Source organism: Sphingobacteriales bacterium, from assembly GCA_012517435.1.
GTDB lineage: Bacteria > Bacteroidota > Bacteroidia > CAILMK01 > JAAYUY01 > JAAYUY01.
This window is the reverse complement of the sequence record JAAYUY010000086.1, coordinates 1-17,897: the sequence shown is the minus strand read 5'-3', so window position 1 is coordinate 17,897 and position 17,897 is coordinate 1. Positions and strand designations below refer to the sequence as shown.

Sequence of the window (17,897 nt, the reverse complement as noted above, 5' to 3'; positions counted from 1 at the left end):
ATTTCTTAGTTAAAAAAGAAATCTCCTTTAATTTTTGCTAATACTTTTTTCTGAATATCTTCTGGTACAATCTGATAGTGTGAAAAGGTAACTGTCGAAAGTCCACGTCCTGAAGTAAGTGTCCTTAAAACGGTAACATACCCGAACAGCTCAGAAAGAGGAACTTTTGCCTTGACAATCTGAGAAATTCCACGGATATCAGCTCCTTCTATCTGTCCGCGTCTGCGGTTCAGGTCGCCAATCACATCGCCCAGATATTCTTCGGGTGTTACTACTTCCACACTCATGATGGGTTCCATCAACACTGCTCCACACTTTTTGGCGGCTTCACGAAAACCAAGTCTGGCAGCTGATTCAAACGACAGGGAATCGCTGTCAACAGGGTGATAGCTACCATCTATCAGCCTGATTTTCACTGCTTCAACCGGAAAGCTGGCCAGAACACCATTGTTGATGGCCATTTTAAAACCTTTTTCAATGGCCGGTATGAATTCCCTAGGGATATTTCCGCCTGTTATTTCATTGATAAACTGAACGCCTTTTACTCCAGGATCAGCAGGCCCCAATTCAAACTCAATGTCAGCAAATTTACCTTTTCCTCCTGTTTGTTTTTTGTAAACTTCACGATGCCGGGTTGATTTGGTCAATGCTTCTTTGTAGGCTACTTCGGGTGTACCCTGATTGCAGTTGATATTGAATTCTCTCCTGAGACGGTCTAAAATAATTTCGAGATGAAGCTCTCCCATTCCGCTGATGACCGTTTGCCCTGTTTCGTTATTGACTTTGACATTAAAAGTAGGATCTTCTTCAGCCAGTTTGTTCAATGCGATAGCCATTTTATCCATGTCGGCCTGAGTTTTAGGCTCAACAGCAATACCAATAACAGGTTCAGGAAAATCTATTGACTCCAGAAAAAGCGGAGCTTTGACATCGGTAAGTGTGTCTCCGGTTTTAATATCTTTGAAGCCAACACCTGCGGCTATATCACCTGCCTGTATTTCTTTGATGGGATTCTGCTTGTTGGCATGCATCTGAAACAGACGAGACAATCTTTCTTTTTTACCCGTTCTCACGTTCAGCACTTCCTGACCTGCTTCCATGGTGCCGGAGTAAACCCTGAAATAAGCTAATTTTCCGACATAAGGATCAGTAACAATTTTAAAGACAAGTGCAGTGAACTTCTCATCAGCATCAATCTGCCGATGTTCAACTTTTTCTGTATAAGGATTTACGCCTTCGATAGCAGGCAGGTCGTTGGGAGCAGGCAAATATTTAACTACCCCGTCAAGCAATGGCTGAATACCTTTATTTTTAAAGGAAGCTCCACAAAAAACAGGGGTAACTTTCATTTCAATCGTTGCCTTACGGATGGCTGAATCGAGTTCTTCTGCCGTAATATCTTCTGCAGAAGTAAGGTACTTTTCAAGGATGTGGTCATCGTATTCACTGATGGTTTCAATAAGCTGATTCCTAAGGTTTTTCACCTCATCAACCATATCATCAGGAATATCGGCATGGTAATAGGTTATCCCAAAGTCATTTTCATCCCAGATGAGAACGCGTTGGTTGATGACATCAATATTGCCGGTAAATGTAAGTTCTTCACCAAAAGGGATAAACAGTGGCAAAGGATTGGCAGCCAGTTTGGTTTTAAGCTGTTCGATTACGCCAAAATAGTCAGCGCCCGGGCGATCGAGTTTATTGATAAATGCAATCCTTGGGACATGATATTTATTTGCCTGTTTCCAGACGGTTTCCGATTGAGGTTCCACCCCTCCGACAGCACAGAACAGAGCAATGGCACCATCGAGCACACGCAGCGAACGCTCAACTTCAACGGTGAAGTCAACATGTCCGGGAGTATCTATAATATTAATGGTATATTCGGTATTATTAAAATTCCAAAAAACACGGGTAGTAGCAGCGGTGATAGTAATACCTCTTTCCTGCTCCTGAACCATCCAGTCCATGGTAGCAGCACCCTCATGAACTTCCCCGATTTTGTAATTAATACCTGTGTAATATAAAATACGTTCGGTCGTAGTGGTTTTTCCGGCATCAATATGAGCCATAATCCCAATATTCCGTTGTTTGCTCAAATCCGTTTTAACCATTACAACCACGAGTATTAAACTTTAAAATGCGAAAATGCTTTATTGGCCTCAGCCATTTTATGTGTATCTTCTTTCTTCTTTACTGCTGAACCTTCATTGTTGTAGGCAGAAAGAATTTCGGAAGCAAGTTTTTCAGCCATAGAGCGTCCGCTTCTTTTACGGGCGAAGCCGTATAGCCATCTCATGCCCAGCGACATGCGCCTGCTTTCATTGATTTCGGTTGGAATCTGAAAAGTGGCACCACCAATTCTTCTACTTTTAACTTCCACAACGGGCATGACATTATATAATGCTGTTTTAAAAACTTCAAGTTCCGGTTTTTCTTTGTTTTTATTTTTGATGATGTCCAAAGCTCCATAAACCACGTTGTATGCAACGCTCTTTTTTCCGTCCCACATCAGCGCATTGACAAATTTCTGTAAAACAACATCACCATATTTTGGATCAGGTTTAATTTCACGCCTTTTTGGTCTGCTTTTTCTCATGATCTGCTATTTTTTTTGTTTTGGACGTTTTGCACCATATTTTGATCTTCCCTGTTTACGACCGTCAACACCGAGGGTATCGAGAGCTCCCCTGATAATATGATACCTCACACCAGGCAAGTCTTTCACCCTACCTCCCCTGATTAAAACAATGGAGTGTTCCTGAAGGTTATGTCCTTCACCCGGAATATACACGTTAACTTCCTTACCATTTGATAATCTGACTCTTGCAACTTTTCGCATGGCAGAATTCGGCTTTTTGGGAGTCGTTGTATATACTCTGGTACATACTCCTCTTTTCTGAGGACAAGAATCGAGCGCAGGGGACTTACTTTTCTTAATAACTTCCGCCCGCCCTTTTCTAACTAATTGCTGTATCGTTGGCATACAATAAAATTATTTCAATTTTTTTGGACTGCAAAGGTATAAACTCTTTTCAAAATTAATTAACTATAAAAAAATATTTTTTTCATCAGGCCTGAGGAGTAGGTCCGCCAAAATTCAAAGGAATACCTTCATATCCGTCATCAGTACGGATTTGGCCAAACTGATTTTCGAATTTCTGGATATTGTCCTGCAATGCACGAAGTAGTCTTTTCGCATGCTGAGGAGTCAATATTATCCTTGATTTCACTTTCGCACGATTCACTCCCGGCATAATCTTAATGAAATCAATGATAAATTCTGAATGTGAATGTGTAATGATAGCCAGATTGGAATAAATCCCATCTGCAATTTCCTCAGGAAGCTCTACATTAATTTCATTTCCATGTTTTTTTTGATCATCCATATTCTTCTATTATTCTTCTCCTAACAATTCCTGATATTCTTCCATTGAACCTACCACCAGATTTTCAAATTCACGCAAACCGGTTCCTGCAGGTATTTTATGCCCGACAATGACATTTTCCTTAAGTCCGAACATCAGGTCAACTTTTCCTGCTACTGCTGCTTCGTTCAATACTTTTGTGGTTTCCTGGAATGAAGCAGCCGACAACCAGCTGTTTGTTCCCAGACTTGCACGGGTAATCCCCTGTAACAACGGACTTACTGTGGCCGGAATACCGTCTCTGGCTTCGACCAGTCTCTTGTCTTTACGTTTCAGGTTTGAATTTTCTTCCCTTAACCTTCTGGCACTGATGATTTGTCCTTTTTTAAGGCTTGGGGAATCTCCTTCGTCAATAACGACCTTTTTATCGTAAATCCAGTTGTTTTCTTTGATCACTTCAAACTTGTCAACTGCATCTCCTTCAAGGAATCTGGTGTCACCAGGATTTTCAATAGTAACCTTCTGCATCATCTGCCTGACAATGACTTCAATGTGTTTGTCATTGATTTTCACACCCTGAAGCCTGTAAACTTCCTGAATTCCGTTCAGGATGTATTGCTGAACAGCATAAGGTCCTTTGATTTTCAAAATATCTGCCGGGGTAATGGCACCGTCAGATAAAGGACTTCCGGCTTTCACAAAGTCGTTTTCCTGAACAAGAATATGCTTGGACAGAGGCACAAGGTACTTTTTAACATCACCCTGATTGGAAGTAACAATGATTTCACGGTTACCTCTTTTAACAGAACCAAAGCTGATTATACCGTCAATTTCGCTGATGATAGCCGGATTTGACGGATTTCTTGCTTCAAAGAGTTCGGTAACACGTGGCAGACCACCGGTAATATCCCTTGTTCTTGTGGTAGAACGAGGAATTTTGATCAATATCTGGCCTGCATGAATTCTTTCTCCGTCTTCGACTTTGAGGATACCACCAACAGGGGCATTGTAATCCTTAATAATCTCACCATTTTCTTCAATAAAAATGGAAGGTATTTTTGTCTTATCCTTGGTATCGGTAATCACTTTTTCACGGTGGCCGGTTTGCTCATCAGCTTCTTCACGATAGGTAATACCCTCGATAACATTTTTGAATCTGATAGTACCGGTATATTCGGAAATAATAAGGGCATTATATGGGTCCCATGAACAGATACGGTCGCCCTTTCTGATTTCTGTATTGTCTTTTACATTCAGCAAAGCACCATAAGGTATGTTGTGGGTATAAATGACAGCTCTCAGTTTTTTATCCAGAATTCTGATTTCTCCTGTACGGCTGACCACAACTTCTTTTTCTTCTCCATTTTCCTCATACCTGACAGTCCTCATTGCTGAGAATTCAAGGATACCATCAATTTTTGCATTGATATAACTTTCAGAAGCGATCTGGGAAGCAGCACCACCAACGTGGAAAGTACGGAGTGTCAGCTGGGTACCCGGCTCTCCGATGGATTGTGCGGCAATGACACCCACAGCTTCTCCTTTCTGCACCATCTGATTGTTGGCGAGATTACGTCCATAACATTTTTCACAAACCCCATTACGTGATTCGCAGGTCAGAACCGACCTGATTTCAACGCTTTCGATAGGGCTGTCTTCAATTTTCTGTGCTAACTCTTCAGTAATTTCCTGTCCGGCTTCAATAATAAGTTCACCCGTCAGCGGATGGTAAACATCATGCAGAGCTACCCTGCCAAGAATACGGTCATAAAGCGATTCGACTATCTCTTCGTTATCTTTCAGTGCTGAAATGGTAAGTCCCCTCAATGTTCCACAGTCTTCTTCCCTGACCACCACGTCTTGTGCAACATCATGAAGCCTTCTGGTCAGATAACCGGCATCTGCTGTTTTAAGAGCGGTGTCAGCCAAACCTTTACGAGCACCGTGTGAGGAAATAAAGTACTCAAGAACCGACAAACCTTCTTTAAAGTTTGAAATAATAGGGTTCTCAATAATTTCACCGGTATTACCACCTGAAACGTGTTTTTTAGGTTTTGCCATCAGTCCTCTCATCCCGCCAAGCTGTCGAATCTGTTCCTTGGAACCCCTTGCACCTGAATCAAGCATCATATAGATAGGATTAAAGCCATCAAGGTCTTCCGACAAATGTTTCAGCAGATGCTTGGTAACAGAGTTGGTGATTCTTGTCCAGATGTCGATCACCTGATTATATCTTTCATTGTTGGTAATAAAACCATTCAGATAACTTTCGGTGATTTCTTCCACTTCAGCCTGAGCCTGAGCTATCAGCTCTTCTTTTTCAGGAGGAACAGGAATATTGGAAATATTAAAGGAAAGCCCGCCAATAAAAGCATAATGGAATCCAAGGTCTTTGATGTCATCAAGGAATTTAGCCGTTTTTTCGTATCCGGCTAACCTGTAGATTTCGTTAATGTAATCTCTTAAAGATTTTTTGGTCAGAATATCGTTAATAAAGCCAATTTCTTCAGGAACATATTGGTTAAGAATAACCCGGCCAATCGTTGTATTAACAATTTCATGATAGAAATTTCCATCATGGTCAACCTTACGCACCCTGACATTGACAAATGCATGAAGATCAACCACCTGATGGTCGAATGCTATCATGGCTTCTTCGGGTGAATAAAAGTACAGGCCTTCTCCTTTCACAGGATTTTCAGGTGTGCTTTTTCTCCCTTTTGTGAGGTAATAAAGCCCAAGAACCATATCCTGAGAAGGCACCACAATAGGTGAGCCGTTGGAAGGCGACAAAATATTGTGGGATGAAAGCATCAATAACTGTGCTTCGAGAATAGCAGCCTGACTTAGTGGAACATGAACAGCCATCTGGTCACCATCAAAGTCGGCATTGAAACCTGTACAAACAAGAGGATGCAGCTGAATAGCTTTACCTTCAACGAGTTTGGGCTGAAATGCCTGAATACCAAGACGGTGAAGTGTAGGAGCACGGTTAAGTAATACAGGATGTCCTTTTAGTATGTTTTCAAGGATTTCCCAAATGATATTGTCTTTTCTTTCAACGATTTTCTTTGCCGATTTGACTGTTTTGACAATACCTCTTTCAATCAGCTTGCGGATAATGAAAGGTTTAAAAAGCTCGGCAGCCATGGCTTTAGGTAAACCACATTCATGCATTTTCAGGGTTGGCCCCACCACAATGACTGAACGGCCTGAAAAGTCAACACGTTTACCAAGTAAGTTTTGACGAAAACGCCCCTGCTTTCCTTTCAGCATATCGCTCAAGGATTTCAGCGGACGGTTTCCTTCGGTTTTAACAGCACTTGCTTTTCTGGAATTGTCGAATAATGAATCCACTGCTTCCTGAAGCATTCTTTTTTCATTTCTCAGAATCACTTCAGGAGCTTTGATTTCGAGCAGTCTCTTCAACCTGTTGTTTCTGATAACTACCCTTCTGTACAAATCGTTCAGGTCGGATGAAGCAAAACGTCCTCCATCAAGTGGGACTAACGGGCGAAGTTCGGGTGGCATGACCGGTAAAACCTTGATCATCATCCATTCTGGTCTGTTTTCACCATGAAGGTTGGCTTCGCGAAAACTTTCGATAACTTTCAGCCTTTTTAAAGCTTCAGCTTTTCTTTGCTGCGATGTTTCAGTGTTTGCCTTGTGTCTTAATTCATAGGATAATTCATCAAGATTGATTCGTGAAAGTAAGTCATACAGTGCTTCACCCCCCATTTTTGCCACAAATTTATTGGGGTCATTTTCATCAAGATACTGATTTTCATCAGGTAAGGAATCAATTATATCGAGGTATTCCTCTTCTGTCAGAAAATCGAGGGCATTTACACCATCTTTTTCTTTAATTCCCGGTTGAATGACAATATAGCGCTCATAATAAATTATCATTTCGAGCTTTTTGGAAGAAATTCCAAGCAGGTAGCCGATTTTATTGGGCAATGATTTGAAATACCAGATGTGAGCTACAGGTACAACCAGATTAATATGTCCCATCCTTTCCCTTCTGACACGTTTTTCGGTTACTTCAACGCCACAACGGTCGCAAACAATTCCTTTATAACGTATTCTCTTATATTTGCCGCAATGACATTCATAATCCTTTGTCGGGCCGAAAATTCTTTCACAAAACAATCCACCCATTTCGGGCTTGAATGTACGGTAATTAATGGTTTCGGGTTTTGTAACTTCACCATACGACCAGTCGAGAATGGTTTCAGGAGAGGCCAGACTTATCTTCATTTTAGTGAAGTTACTGTCTATTTTCTTTTTACTTTTACGAAGCGACATAATATCACTTAATTTTAATTTTTACTCAAATTGAACATCAAGAGCCAGTGCTTTTAACTCATTGATAAGCACGTTGATAGATTCCGGAATGCCATATTCAATAATGGGTTCACCTTTCACGATGGCTTCATACGTTTTGGCCCTTCCGACAATGTCGTCAGATTTAATGGTCAGAACTTCACGCAGCACATTGGAGGCCCCAAAGGCTTCGAGTGCCCAGACTTCCATTTCACCAAAACGCTGACCACCAAACTGTGATTTACCACCCAGAGGCTGTTGTGTAATCAGTGAATAAGGACCGATGGAGCGGGCATGCATCTTATCGTCCACCATGTGAACCAGTTTTATCATATAAATCACCCCAACAGTAGCCATCTGGTGGAATCTTTCGCCTGTCAGCCCGTTGTAAAGGTAAGTCCTGCCAAAGGAAGGAAGTCCCGCTTTCTGAATATATTCCTCAATCTGCTCTTCACTGGCACCGTCAAAAATCGGGGTGGCAAACTTAAGTCCTAATTCACGCCCTGCCCAGCCAAGAATAGATTCGTAAATCTGTCCGAGGTTCATACGGGAAGGAACACCCAGAGGATTAAGAACAATATCCACCGGGGTACCGTCTTCGAGGAACGGCATATCTTCTTCAGGAACTATTTTGGCAACAACGCCCTTATTCCCATGCCTACCGGCCATCTTATCCCCTACCTTCAGCTTTCTCTTCTCAGCCACATATACTTTGGCAAGTTTTATCACACCGGTAGGAAGCTCATCCCCAACAGTCAGGGTAAACTGCATACGTTTCAGCCAGCCGCTTTCTGCGTTATACTTACGTTTGTAATTCTGAAGAACCTTTTTAACCAGTTCATTTACCGTTTCGTTGTTTGTCCATTTTTCAGGTCTCAACAGATTGTAATCCTGAATCTTCAGCAGTGCCTTCTGATTAAACTTGTTACCTCGCGGAATGACCACTTCACCATATTCATTAACCACACCACGGCTGGTTTCATTGGCAAGTATTTTCAGCAATTTGTCAATGAGTGCCTGCCTGTACATTTCGCAGTTTTTCTTGTAGGTACTTTCTATCTTTTCAAGATCATCCTTGCTTTTCTGTTTGCCTTCTTTATCTCTTTTTACCCTTTCAAACAGTTTTTTATCAATCACAATACCTACGGAAGATGGTGGCATGCGGAGCGATACATCTTTTACATCACCGGCTTTGTCACCGAAAATAGCACGCAAAAGCTTTTCTTCAGGTGAAGGTTCACTTTCTCCTTTCGGGGTAATTTTTCCAATCAGAATATCCCCTTCCCTGACTTCAGCACCAATACGGATTAAGCCCATGTCGTCAAGATTTCTGGTAGCATCTTCACTGACATTCGGAATATCGGAAGTAAATTCTTCCATTCCACGTTTAGTATCTCTGACATCCAGTTCATATTCGGTGATATGCAGCGAAGTAAACCAGTCTTCTTTTACAGCTTTTTCCGAAATGACGATAGCATCTTCAAAATTGTATCCCTGCCAGGGCATGAAGGCAACCATCAGGTTTCTCCCCAAAGCAAGCTCACCCTCTACTGTCGAAAATCCATCACAAAGGATTTCACCCTTCTTGACTTTCTGTCCTTTTCTGACAATGGGATTGATACAAATTGCGGTATTTTGGTTGGTACGTCTGAATTTGGTCAATGGGATAGTAACAACATCTCCTTCGAAATCAATAAGTTGTTCTTCTTCATTCCTTTCATACCGAATGACAATCTTGTTGGCATCTACATATTCGATGGTGCCGTCAAATTCGGCAACAGGGAAAATTCTTGAGTCGCGGGCTACCCTTTCTTCAATTCCGGTTCCCACGATAGGAGCTTCCGGACGAATCAAAGGAACGGCCTGGCGTTGCATGTTTGAACCCATGAGAGCCCTGTTTGCATCATCATGTTCGAGGAAAGGAATCAGGGAAGCAGCCACCGAAACAATCTGGTTAGGTGAAATATCCATATAATTGACCCGCTTGTTGTCAATAATTGAAAACTCACCTCCCTCACGGCATTTGACAAACCTGTTGATAAATGAACCTGTTGATTTATCTAAAGGAGCATTTGCCTGGGCAATGATACATTCATCTTCTTCTTCAGCAGATAGATACTGCACGTTTTCAATTCCGTTCAATACGATACCATCCTGCACCTTGCGGTATGGGGTTTCAATGAATCCCATTTCATTGATTCTTGCATAAACAGCAAGTGTGGAAATAAGACCGATGTTCGGACCTTCAGGTGTTTCGATGGTACATAACCTTCCATAGTGAGTGTAGTGAACGTCACGGACTTCAAAACCAGCCCTGTCGCGGCTCAAACCTCCGGGGCCAAGTGCTGACAATCTTCTCTTATGGGTGATTTCTGCCAATACATTGGTCTGATCCATGAACTGCGACAACTGATTGGTGCCGAAAAACGAATTTAGAACTGACGTCAACGTGCGGGAATTGATCAGGTCAACAGGTTTGAAAACCTCATTGTCCCTGACATTCATCTTTTCACGTATGGTACGTGCCATCCTTGAGAGCCCGACACTAAACTGACCGTAAAGCTGTTCTCCTACCGTCCTGACCCTCCTGTTGCTAAGATGGTCGATGTCGTCCACATCTGTCTTCGAATTGCTCAACTGAACCAGATATTTGATAATCTTGATGATATCGTCCTGAGTCAGAACCCTGACCGATTCATCAATATTCTGATTTAATTTCCTGTTTAGTCTGTAGCGTCCAACCTGCCCCAGGTCATACCTTTTATCAGAGAAAAACAGTTTTTCAATGATTCCTCTGGCAGTTTCCTCATCGGGGGGATCTGTATTTCTTAACTGACGGTAAATATATTCCAGTGCTTCTTTTGCTGAATTGGAAGGATCTTTCTGAAGGGTATTGTAGATAATTTCGTAATCATTGGCGTTGGTACCTTCTTTATGCAAAATAACTGTTTTTGCATTTGCATTCAGAATCAGGTCGATATGATCTTCAGTCAAAACGGTATCACGTTCGATAATGATTTCATTTCTTTCGATAGAAACCACTTCACCGGTATCTTCATCTACAAAGTCTTCGACCCATTTTCTCAGAATTCTTGCAGCGAGGCGTCTGCCGACAATTTTCTTTAATTCAGTTTTTTTAACTTTAAATTCTTCGGAAAGGTCGAAAAGCTCAAGAATGTCTTTATCGGTCTCATATCCGATAGCACGTAAGAGGGTGGTTACTGGGAATTTCTTTTTTCTGTCTATATAAGCATACATGATGTTGCTGACATCAGTAGCAAATTCCATCCATGAACCTTTAAAAGGAATAACACGTGCCGAATAGAGCCTGACGCCACTCGTATGGTAACTTTGACTGAAGAAAACACCAGGGGAACGGTGCAACTGTGAAACGATGACACGTTCTGCTCCATTAATGATAAAAGAACCCCTGTCGGTCATGTATGGGACAGTTCCGAGAAAAACATCCTGAACGGTAGTTTCAAATTCCTCATGTTCTTCATCGGTGCAGGAGAGCTTAAGTCTTGCCTTTAATGCAACGCTGTAGGTCAACCCCCTGTCGATACATTCTTCAACCGTAAACTTGGGAGGGTCGATAAAATAATCAAGAAATTCAAGGACAAAGACGCCCCTTGAATCAGTAATGGGGAAATTTTCCTGAAACACCTTGTAAAGGGTTTCGTTTCGTTTTTCTTCCGATAAGGATTCAATCTGAAAAAATTCCCGGAATGATTTCAGCTGAATATCGAGAAAATCAGGATAATCCATTGGGCTTTCAATAGTCCCGAAATTAATCCTTCTTGTATTCATACTATGTTAAATAAGAAATTGACTTTTCAAAAACTATAAGATAAATTATACCTTTTACCAAAAAGCATTGGTAAAAGGTATAACCTCGAGGATGATATGTAAATTGACACAGAAGTGATAGAATTATTTTAGTTCAACCTCTGCACCAACTTCTTCTAATCTTGCTTTAAAACTTTCAGCCTCTTCTTTTGAAATACCTGTTTTGACTTCTTTGGGAGCAGCATCAACGAGGTCTTTTGCTTCTTTCAGACCTAATCCGGTGATATCTTTCACAACTTTAACAACCTGAAGTTTAGCACCTCCGGCACTCTTCAGAATAACATCAAATGATGTTTTTTCTTCCACAACTTCAGCTTCTGCGGTGGCTCCGGCAACGGGGGCTGCCACAGCTACTGCTGCTGCTGCTGGTTCAATTCCATATTCATTTTTCAATAAAGCGGTAAGTTCATTGACTTCCTTAACAGTGAGATTCACTAACTCTTCAGCAATCGCTCTAATATCTGCCATTTTTTAAAATTTTAGTAGTGATTTATAAATTTTTTAATAAGTTACTTTTTTGATAATGTTTCCAAAACACCCATAATTTCCTGTCCCTTGCTGTTCAGGGCCGAGACCAGATTTCTGATCGGTGAATTCAGCAAGCCGACTAATTCGCCAAGAAGTTCATTTTTCGATTTGATGTTCATCAGCGAATCGACAAGATTATCGCCTACATAGACCGATTCTTCGATATATGCGGCTTTAATGTCGGGTTTTGTTGCTTTTTTCCTGAATTCCTTAATGACTTTTGCAGGAGCTGTCGGATTATCACAAAACATCAGTGATGATGGACCTTTCAGACTCTTCACCAGCTCTTCATTATTCAGGTTAAGTTTTTCAAGTGCTTTGACAATCAGCGTATTTTTGGATACTATCAGGCTGATTCCATTTTTATGGCAAAGCTTTCTTAATTCAACGGTGTCTTTCACACTAAGCCCGGATACATCGGCAATAATAAAATTATTCTTTTTGCTGATGATGTCGGCAAGCTCGTTGACTATTTCGTATTTCTTTTCCTTATTCATAATCTAAACTTTAAATACCTGGAATGGATTTAATATCAATTTCAATTCCCGGACTCATGGTGCTCGATAAAGTAATTCCTTTGAAATAAGCTCCCTTGGCGGCAGCCGGACGTAATTTTTGTATGGTTTGCACCAACTCAGTTACGTTTTCAAAAAGCTGTTCGGGAGTAAATGATACACGGCCTACTGTTGTATGGATAATTCCGTATTTATCAACTTTGAAGTCAATTTTACCACTTTTTACTTCCCTGACTGCCTTTGGAATATCATTGGTAACCGTACCTGATTTTGGATTGGGCATTAATCCTCTCGGCCCCAGAATTTTACCAAAACGTCCAAGTTTTGGCATAATGTCGGGGCTGGTGATAATGATATCAACGTCTGTCCAGCCATCCTTAATTTTATCAAGATAGGTATCGAGTCCGACATAATCGGCACCGGCTTCCCTGGCTGCTTCTTCCACATCCGGATTACACAATACCAGCACTTTAAGTTCTTTTCCTGTGCCATGAGGCAAGGTGGAAACCCCTCTGACCATCTGATTGGCTTTTTTGGGATCGACACCCAAACGGACATCAATATCCACAGAGGCGTTGAACTTGGTATAAGTAATATCTTTTACCAGCCTGACAGCTTCTTTCAGCTCATACAACTTACCCTTTTCAATCTTCGACAGGGCGGCTTTTCTATTTTTTGTTAAAGTTGTCACTTCTCAATTTTTTTAATTTTCCCAAGGAGCTACTCCGGTAACTGTAATACCCATACTACGAGCCGTACCGGCTATCATTTTCATCGCTGATTCGAGTTTGGTCGTATTCAGGTCGGGCATTTTATCTTTGGCAATTTCTTCAATTTGTGCCCATGTTACTGATCCTGACTTATTTCTGTTGGGTTCAGCAGAACCTTTCTGAATTTTGGCAGCTTCCAGTAACTGCACAGCAGCCGGAGATGTCTTTATTTCAAATGAAAAGGATTTGTCGGTGTAAACAGTTATCACAACAGGCACTGTTTTGCCTGCCATATTCTGCGTTCTTGCATTAAACTGTTTACAAAACTCCATGATGTTCACACCTTTGGAACCCAAAGCGGGGCCTATTGGCGGTGATGGATTTGCAGCTCCACCTTTTATCTGAAGTTTAATAAATGTTGCAATTTCTTTAGCCATAACAATTAACTTTTTTCTACCTGCATGTAATTCAGTTCTACAGGAGTTCTCCTTCCGAATATCTTTACAATGACTTTAAGTTTCTTCTTCTCTTCATTAATTTCTTCGATGACACCGTTAAATCCGTTAAACGGGCCATCTGTAATTTTCACAGGCTCTCCGATCAGGAATGGTACTTCAAGCTGCTCACCGACTTCAGATGCCTGCTCTATTTTTCCAAGTATCCGGTTAATTTCTGCCTGACGTAAAGGTATGGGGGTATCTTTGGTTCCTAAAAAATCAAATACCCCTGTTGTGTTTTTAATGGTAAACTTTACCTCAGGTGTCAGGGAAGCCTCGATAATGACATAGCCGGGATAAAAGTTTTTATCCTTGGTGATTTTTTTGCCATTGCGGAGCTGGATGACTTTTTCAACGGGAACAATGGCCTGGCGAACATAATCTTTCAGATTGGCTTTTTCAATCTCAAAAAGAATATGCTCTTTGATTTTTTCTTCCCTGCCACTGATGACACGGACAACATACCATTTAAAATCAGGAGCCTGCATTGATTAACTATGAAAATATCTGATAAAATAATTTAAACACATTTTCAAATACAGCATCCATAATGAAGACCAGTACCGCAATGATGAGTGAAGCAACCAGTGTGATGACAGCGCTCGATTGAAGCTCATCCCATGTCGGCCATGTTACCTTATGAATCAGCTCATCCCAGGTAACTTTCAGCAATTCCTTAATTTTCTTCATGCTCATCAGTAATTTAGGCACGGGTGGAGAGAGTCGAACTCCCAGCCTGCGGTTTTGGAGACCGCTGCTCTGCCAATTGAGCTACACCCGTGTTCCTATTTAAAAATATCTTATTCAATAATTTCGGTAACCTGACCTGCTCCGATGGTTCTTCCACCTTCACGGATTGCAAAACGCAAACCTTTTTCTATAGCAACAGGGGTAATCAGCTCAACGGTAATGGTTACATTATCGCCAGGCATCACCATTTCAACACCTTCGGGTAAGTTACAGATTCCTGTTACGTCAGTTGTACGGAGATAGAACTGAGGACGGTAATTGGTAAAGAATGGGGTATGACGTCCACCTTCTTCCTTTTTCAAAACGTAAACCTGACCTTTGAATTTGGTATGAGGGGTGATAGAGTTAGGAGCTGCGATAACCATTCCTCTTCTGATTTCGTTTTTATCAATACCGCGAAGCAGCAGACCTGCATTGTCGCCAGCTTCTCCCTGATCCAGAAGCTTACGGAACATTTCGACTCCGGTTACGGTTGTTTCAAGTGGTTTTTCCATGAAACCAACAATCTGTACCTTTTCTCCGACTTTAATCACACCTCTTTCAATTCTACCTGTGGCAACTGTACCACGACCGGTGATTGAAAACACGTCTTCGATAGGCATCAGGAATGGTTTGTCGATAGCACGCACTGGTAACGGAATGTATTCATCAACAGCTTCCATCAGTTCCATAACGGTATTCACCCATTTTTCTTCTCCATTGAGTGCACCTAAGGCAGAACCACGGATTACGGGAGCATTGTCTCCGTCATAGCCGTAGAAAGTCAAAAGGTCTCTGACTTCCATTTCTACCAGATCGAGGAGTTCAGGATCGTCAACCATATCAACCTTGTTCATGAAAACAACCATTCTTGGAACGCCAACCTGATAAGCCAAAAGGATATGTTCCCTTGTCTGAGGCATAGGTCCGTCAGTTGCAGCAACGACCAGAATAGCACCGTCCATCTGAGCAGCACCGGTAACCATATTTTTGATATAGTCGGCATGTCCGGGACAGTCAACGTGTGCATAATGCCTGTTTGCAGTCTGGTACTCCACATGAGCTGTGTTGATTGTAATACCTCTTTCCTTTTCTTCAGGAGCATTGTCAATTGAATCAAAAGACCTGAACTCAGCCAAACCTGATTTTGAAAGGATCAGGGTGATAGCAGCAGTCAAGGTAGTCTTACCATGGTCAATATGACCAATTGTTCCAATGTTTACGTGAGGTTTACCACGTTCAAATTTTTCTTTTGCCATAATTAAATTCCTGTATTTGTGTTCAAAATTAATAAATTCGAGCCAATGACGGGACTTGAACCCGTGACCCCGTCCTTACCAAGGACGTGCTCTACCAGCTGAGCTACATCGGCAAGCACTAAGCATCGGCTTAAATGCCTGATTTTGAGCGGGAGACGAGGTTCGAACCCGCGACCTACAGCTTGGAAGGCTGTCGCTCTGCCAACTGAGCTACTCCCGCATTTTTGATCCCAAAGCTTTTCGTTCCGGATTGGTGGCAATAACTTTTTACCTTTTCCAAAACTCTGATTTTGAAATCAATGTCTTTAAGTGGGGAGGGGCGGATTCGAACCACCGAAGGCGTGCGCCAACAGATTTACAGTCTGCCCCATTTGACCGCTCTGGAACCTCCCCTACTTTTTTGAGCCGATGAAGGGACTTGAACCCCCGACCCGCTGATTACAAATCAGCTGCTCTACCAACTGAGCTACATCGGCATCTTTTTTCCTCAAAATGCTAAAGAACAAAATCGAATGCTCTCTATTCGATAAAAAAAACGGAGTGCAAAGATAGAAATATTTTTTCTGAATACTGAAAATTAATTTTTAATTATTTTTCCTTGATTTTTTTCAATTGCCTTTTCATGCTGTCAACCGCCAAATCCAGCGCTTTTTCAAAACTTTCATTGGTTTCCTTGGCCACCAGTGTCTGATTCCTGACGCTCAGTTTTATCTGAATTTCGTTGGAATGCAGACTCTCTCCTTCATTTCTCAGATATACATCCGTATTGATAATTTGGTTATGGAAGGTATTGAGCTTACTTACCTTATTATTAATTAATTGCCTGAGTGAATCATTCAACTCGACATTTTTAGCATGAATATCTATTTTCATAACTTCAAAATTTAACCTCTTGGATGACTTTGTTTATGTACTTTTTTTAATTTTTCTATGCTTTGATGCGTGTAAATCTGCGTTGCAGCAAGGTTGGCATGACCTAAAAGTTCCTTTATTGCATTGATATCGGCACCTCTGTTCAACAGATGAGTTGCAAAGCTGTGCCTTAATACATGCGGACTGATTGTCGTTCGTTCCACTATCTGCTCAACATATTTTTTTACCGTCCGGTAAACCATCATGGGATATAGTTTTTTCCCTTTGGCTGTCAATAACAAAAACGGCTGATCTGTCGAAATCTCTGATTTTCTGAGCAGAAAATATTCCTCCATCTTTTTCCTCAAAGTGGAATTGACCGGAATGATCCTTTCCTTGTTCCTTTTCCCCAACACCTTAATCGTCCCGCTGGACTTATCAAAATCATTCATTTTCAGATTGATAAGCTCCGAAAGGCGAATGCCTGTCCCATACAGTAATTCAAGTATTAAATTGTCGCGTAAACCTTCAAAACTTTCTTCATACGTACAGCTTTCAAGGACTTTTAAAATTTCATTTTCTTCCAGATACTTGACAAGCCTGGTGGGTTTTTTAGGAGTTCTTACTCCGCTGGCCGGATTGTCTTCACGTATATTTTCCCGTATGAGATACTTGAAATAAGTGTTAAGAGCCACCAGTTTTCTGCCTGCTGAGGATGGATGATAGCCGTTCTCCATTAAGTTAACAATCCATGATTTAATAGCCGGAGTAGTTGCAGTTTCCAATTTCAGGTCTTTGTCAATGTTTTTTAAAAAATCCTCAAATTGCTCTAAATCAGACTTATATGAATTTACTGTATGTTCAGAAAAGCGTTTTTCATACTTTAACCAATGTAGAAATTCCCGGATCATAACCCGGTACTAACTATTTGTTTTCCATGCTGGCAAGACGCTGACGGAATGCAGCTCTGCCGATTTCGTTTCTTCTTTCAATTGACTTTTTTGTAAAAAACCTGCGGTTTCTGTATTCCTTTAAAACCCCACTTTTTTCAAGTTTCTTTTTAAAACGTTTTAATGCCTTATCAATTGATTCATTGTCACTAACCTGTACTGTTATCATCTCTTTTTTACGTGTTATTTGATTTTTTTACGGACTGCAAAAGTATATACTTTCAAATTATCAACAAAATTAATTTTATTTTTCCCGATAAGGTTTTTTACTCTCTTCTCCACATTGCTGTGTGTGCTACGTGGTGAGTTTTTTT

16 protein-coding genes and 5 tRNA genes are annotated in these 17,897 nt (G+C 41.2%); all 21 read right to left on the bottom strand.

What is annotated here, in order from left to right:
• Positions 1-5 precede the first annotated feature (5 nt).
• Positions 6-2,114, bottom strand: coding sequence for an elongation factor G (gene fusA, locus GX437_05095; GenBank protein NLJ07025.1), 2,109 nt, complete (start codon positions 2,112-2,114; stop codon positions 6-8).
• Between the two features lie 14 nt (positions 2,115-2,128).
• A complete protein-coding gene (gene rpsG, locus GX437_05090) occupies positions 2,129-2,599 on the bottom strand; it encodes a 30S ribosomal protein S7 (protein NLJ07024.1) in 471 nt (156 codons plus the stop codon).
• A gap of 6 nt (positions 2,600-2,605) precedes the next feature.
• Entirely contained in the window at positions 2,606-2,986 is a 381-nt protein-coding gene (locus GX437_05085) for a 30S ribosomal protein S12 (GenBank protein NLJ07023.1), read from the bottom strand.
• A gap of 85 nt (positions 2,987-3,071) precedes the next feature.
• Positions 3,072-3,389: a DUF3467 domain-containing protein gene (locus GX437_05080; GenBank protein ID NLJ07022.1), complete on the bottom strand. Its 318-nt coding sequence runs from the start codon at positions 3,387-3,389 to the stop codon at positions 3,072-3,074.
• 9 nt (positions 3,390-3,398) lie between these two features.
• The gene (gene rpoC / locus GX437_05075) at positions 3,399-7,676 is read right to left on the bottom strand and encodes a DNA-directed RNA polymerase subunit beta' (protein ID NLJ07021.1); all 4,278 of its coding nucleotides are present in this window, start codon (positions 7,674-7,676) and stop codon (positions 3,399-3,401) included.
• A 21-nt stretch (positions 7,677-7,697) separates the two neighbouring features.
• Positions 7,698-11,504 carry a DNA-directed RNA polymerase subunit beta gene (gene rpoB / locus GX437_05070; protein ID NLJ07020.1) on the bottom strand — a complete coding sequence of 1,269 codons (3,807 nt, stop codon included), beginning with the start codon at positions 11,502-11,504 and terminating at the stop codon, positions 7,698-7,700.
• A gap of 123 nt (positions 11,505-11,627) precedes the next feature.
• Positions 11,628-12,011, bottom strand: a complete 384-nt coding sequence (gene rplL, locus GX437_05065; GenBank protein NLJ07019.1) for a 50S ribosomal protein L7/L12 — start codon at positions 12,009-12,011, stop codon at positions 11,628-11,630.
• Between the two features lie 41 nt (positions 12,012-12,052).
• The gene (locus tag GX437_05060; GenBank protein ID NLJ07018.1) at positions 12,053-12,568 is read right to left on the bottom strand and encodes a 50S ribosomal protein L10; all 516 of its coding nucleotides are present in this window, start codon (positions 12,566-12,568) and stop codon (positions 12,053-12,055) included.
• 10 nt (positions 12,569-12,578) lie between these two features.
• The gene (locus GX437_05055) at positions 12,579-13,277 is read right to left on the bottom strand and encodes a 50S ribosomal protein L1 (protein NLJ07017.1); all 699 of its coding nucleotides are present in this window, start codon (positions 13,275-13,277) and stop codon (positions 12,579-12,581) included.
• 12 nt (positions 13,278-13,289) lie between these two features.
• Complete coding sequence (rplK, locus tag GX437_05050) at positions 13,290-13,733, bottom strand: 50S ribosomal protein L11 (protein ID NLJ07016.1); 444 nt, start codon at positions 13,731-13,733, stop codon at positions 13,290-13,292.
• A 5-nt stretch (positions 13,734-13,738) separates the two neighbouring features.
• Complete coding sequence (gene nusG / locus GX437_05045) at positions 13,739-14,281, bottom strand: transcription termination/antitermination factor NusG (protein NLJ07015.1); 543 nt, start codon at positions 14,279-14,281, stop codon at positions 13,739-13,741.
• A gap of 7 nt (positions 14,282-14,288) precedes the next feature.
• Positions 14,289-14,483 (bottom strand): preprotein translocase subunit SecE, encoded by a 195-nt coding sequence (gene secE, locus GX437_05040; protein NLJ07014.1) that lies wholly within the window; start codon positions 14,481-14,483, stop codon positions 14,289-14,291.
• 18 nt (positions 14,484-14,501) lie between these two features.
• Positions 14,502-14,574 (bottom strand) — tRNA-Trp (locus GX437_05035).
• A 19-nt stretch (positions 14,575-14,593) separates the two neighbouring features.
• Positions 14,594-15,781 (bottom strand): elongation factor Tu, encoded by a 1,188-nt coding sequence (tuf, locus tag GX437_05030; protein NLJ07013.1) that lies wholly within the window; start codon positions 15,779-15,781, stop codon positions 14,594-14,596.
• A gap of 40 nt (positions 15,782-15,821) precedes the next feature.
• Positions 15,822-15,894, bottom strand: a tRNA-Thr gene (locus GX437_05025).
• Between the two features lie 34 nt (positions 15,895-15,928).
• Positions 15,929-16,001, bottom strand: a tRNA-Gly gene (locus GX437_05020).
• A gap of 90 nt (positions 16,002-16,091) precedes the next feature.
• Positions 16,092-16,174, bottom strand: a tRNA-Tyr gene (locus GX437_05015).
• A gap of 10 nt (positions 16,175-16,184) precedes the next feature.
• A tRNA-Thr gene (locus tag GX437_05010) sits at positions 16,185-16,257 on the bottom strand.
• A gap of 112 nt (positions 16,258-16,369) precedes the next feature.
• On the bottom strand, positions 16,370-16,654 hold the full coding sequence (raiA, locus tag GX437_05005; GenBank protein ID NLJ07012.1) for a ribosome-associated translation inhibitor RaiA: 285 nt from the start codon (positions 16,652-16,654) through the stop codon (positions 16,370-16,372).
• A gap of 11 nt (positions 16,655-16,665) precedes the next feature.
• Positions 16,666-17,544, bottom strand: a complete 879-nt coding sequence (locus GX437_05000) for a tyrosine recombinase (protein ID NLJ07011.1) — start codon at positions 17,542-17,544, stop codon at positions 16,666-16,668.
• Between the two features lie 13 nt (positions 17,545-17,557).
• Positions 17,558-17,752 carry a 30S ribosomal protein S21 gene (locus tag GX437_04995; GenBank protein NLJ07010.1) on the bottom strand — a complete coding sequence of 65 codons (195 nt, stop codon included), beginning with the start codon at positions 17,750-17,752 and terminating at the stop codon, positions 17,558-17,560.
• Positions 17,753-17,897: the final 145 nt, after the last annotated feature.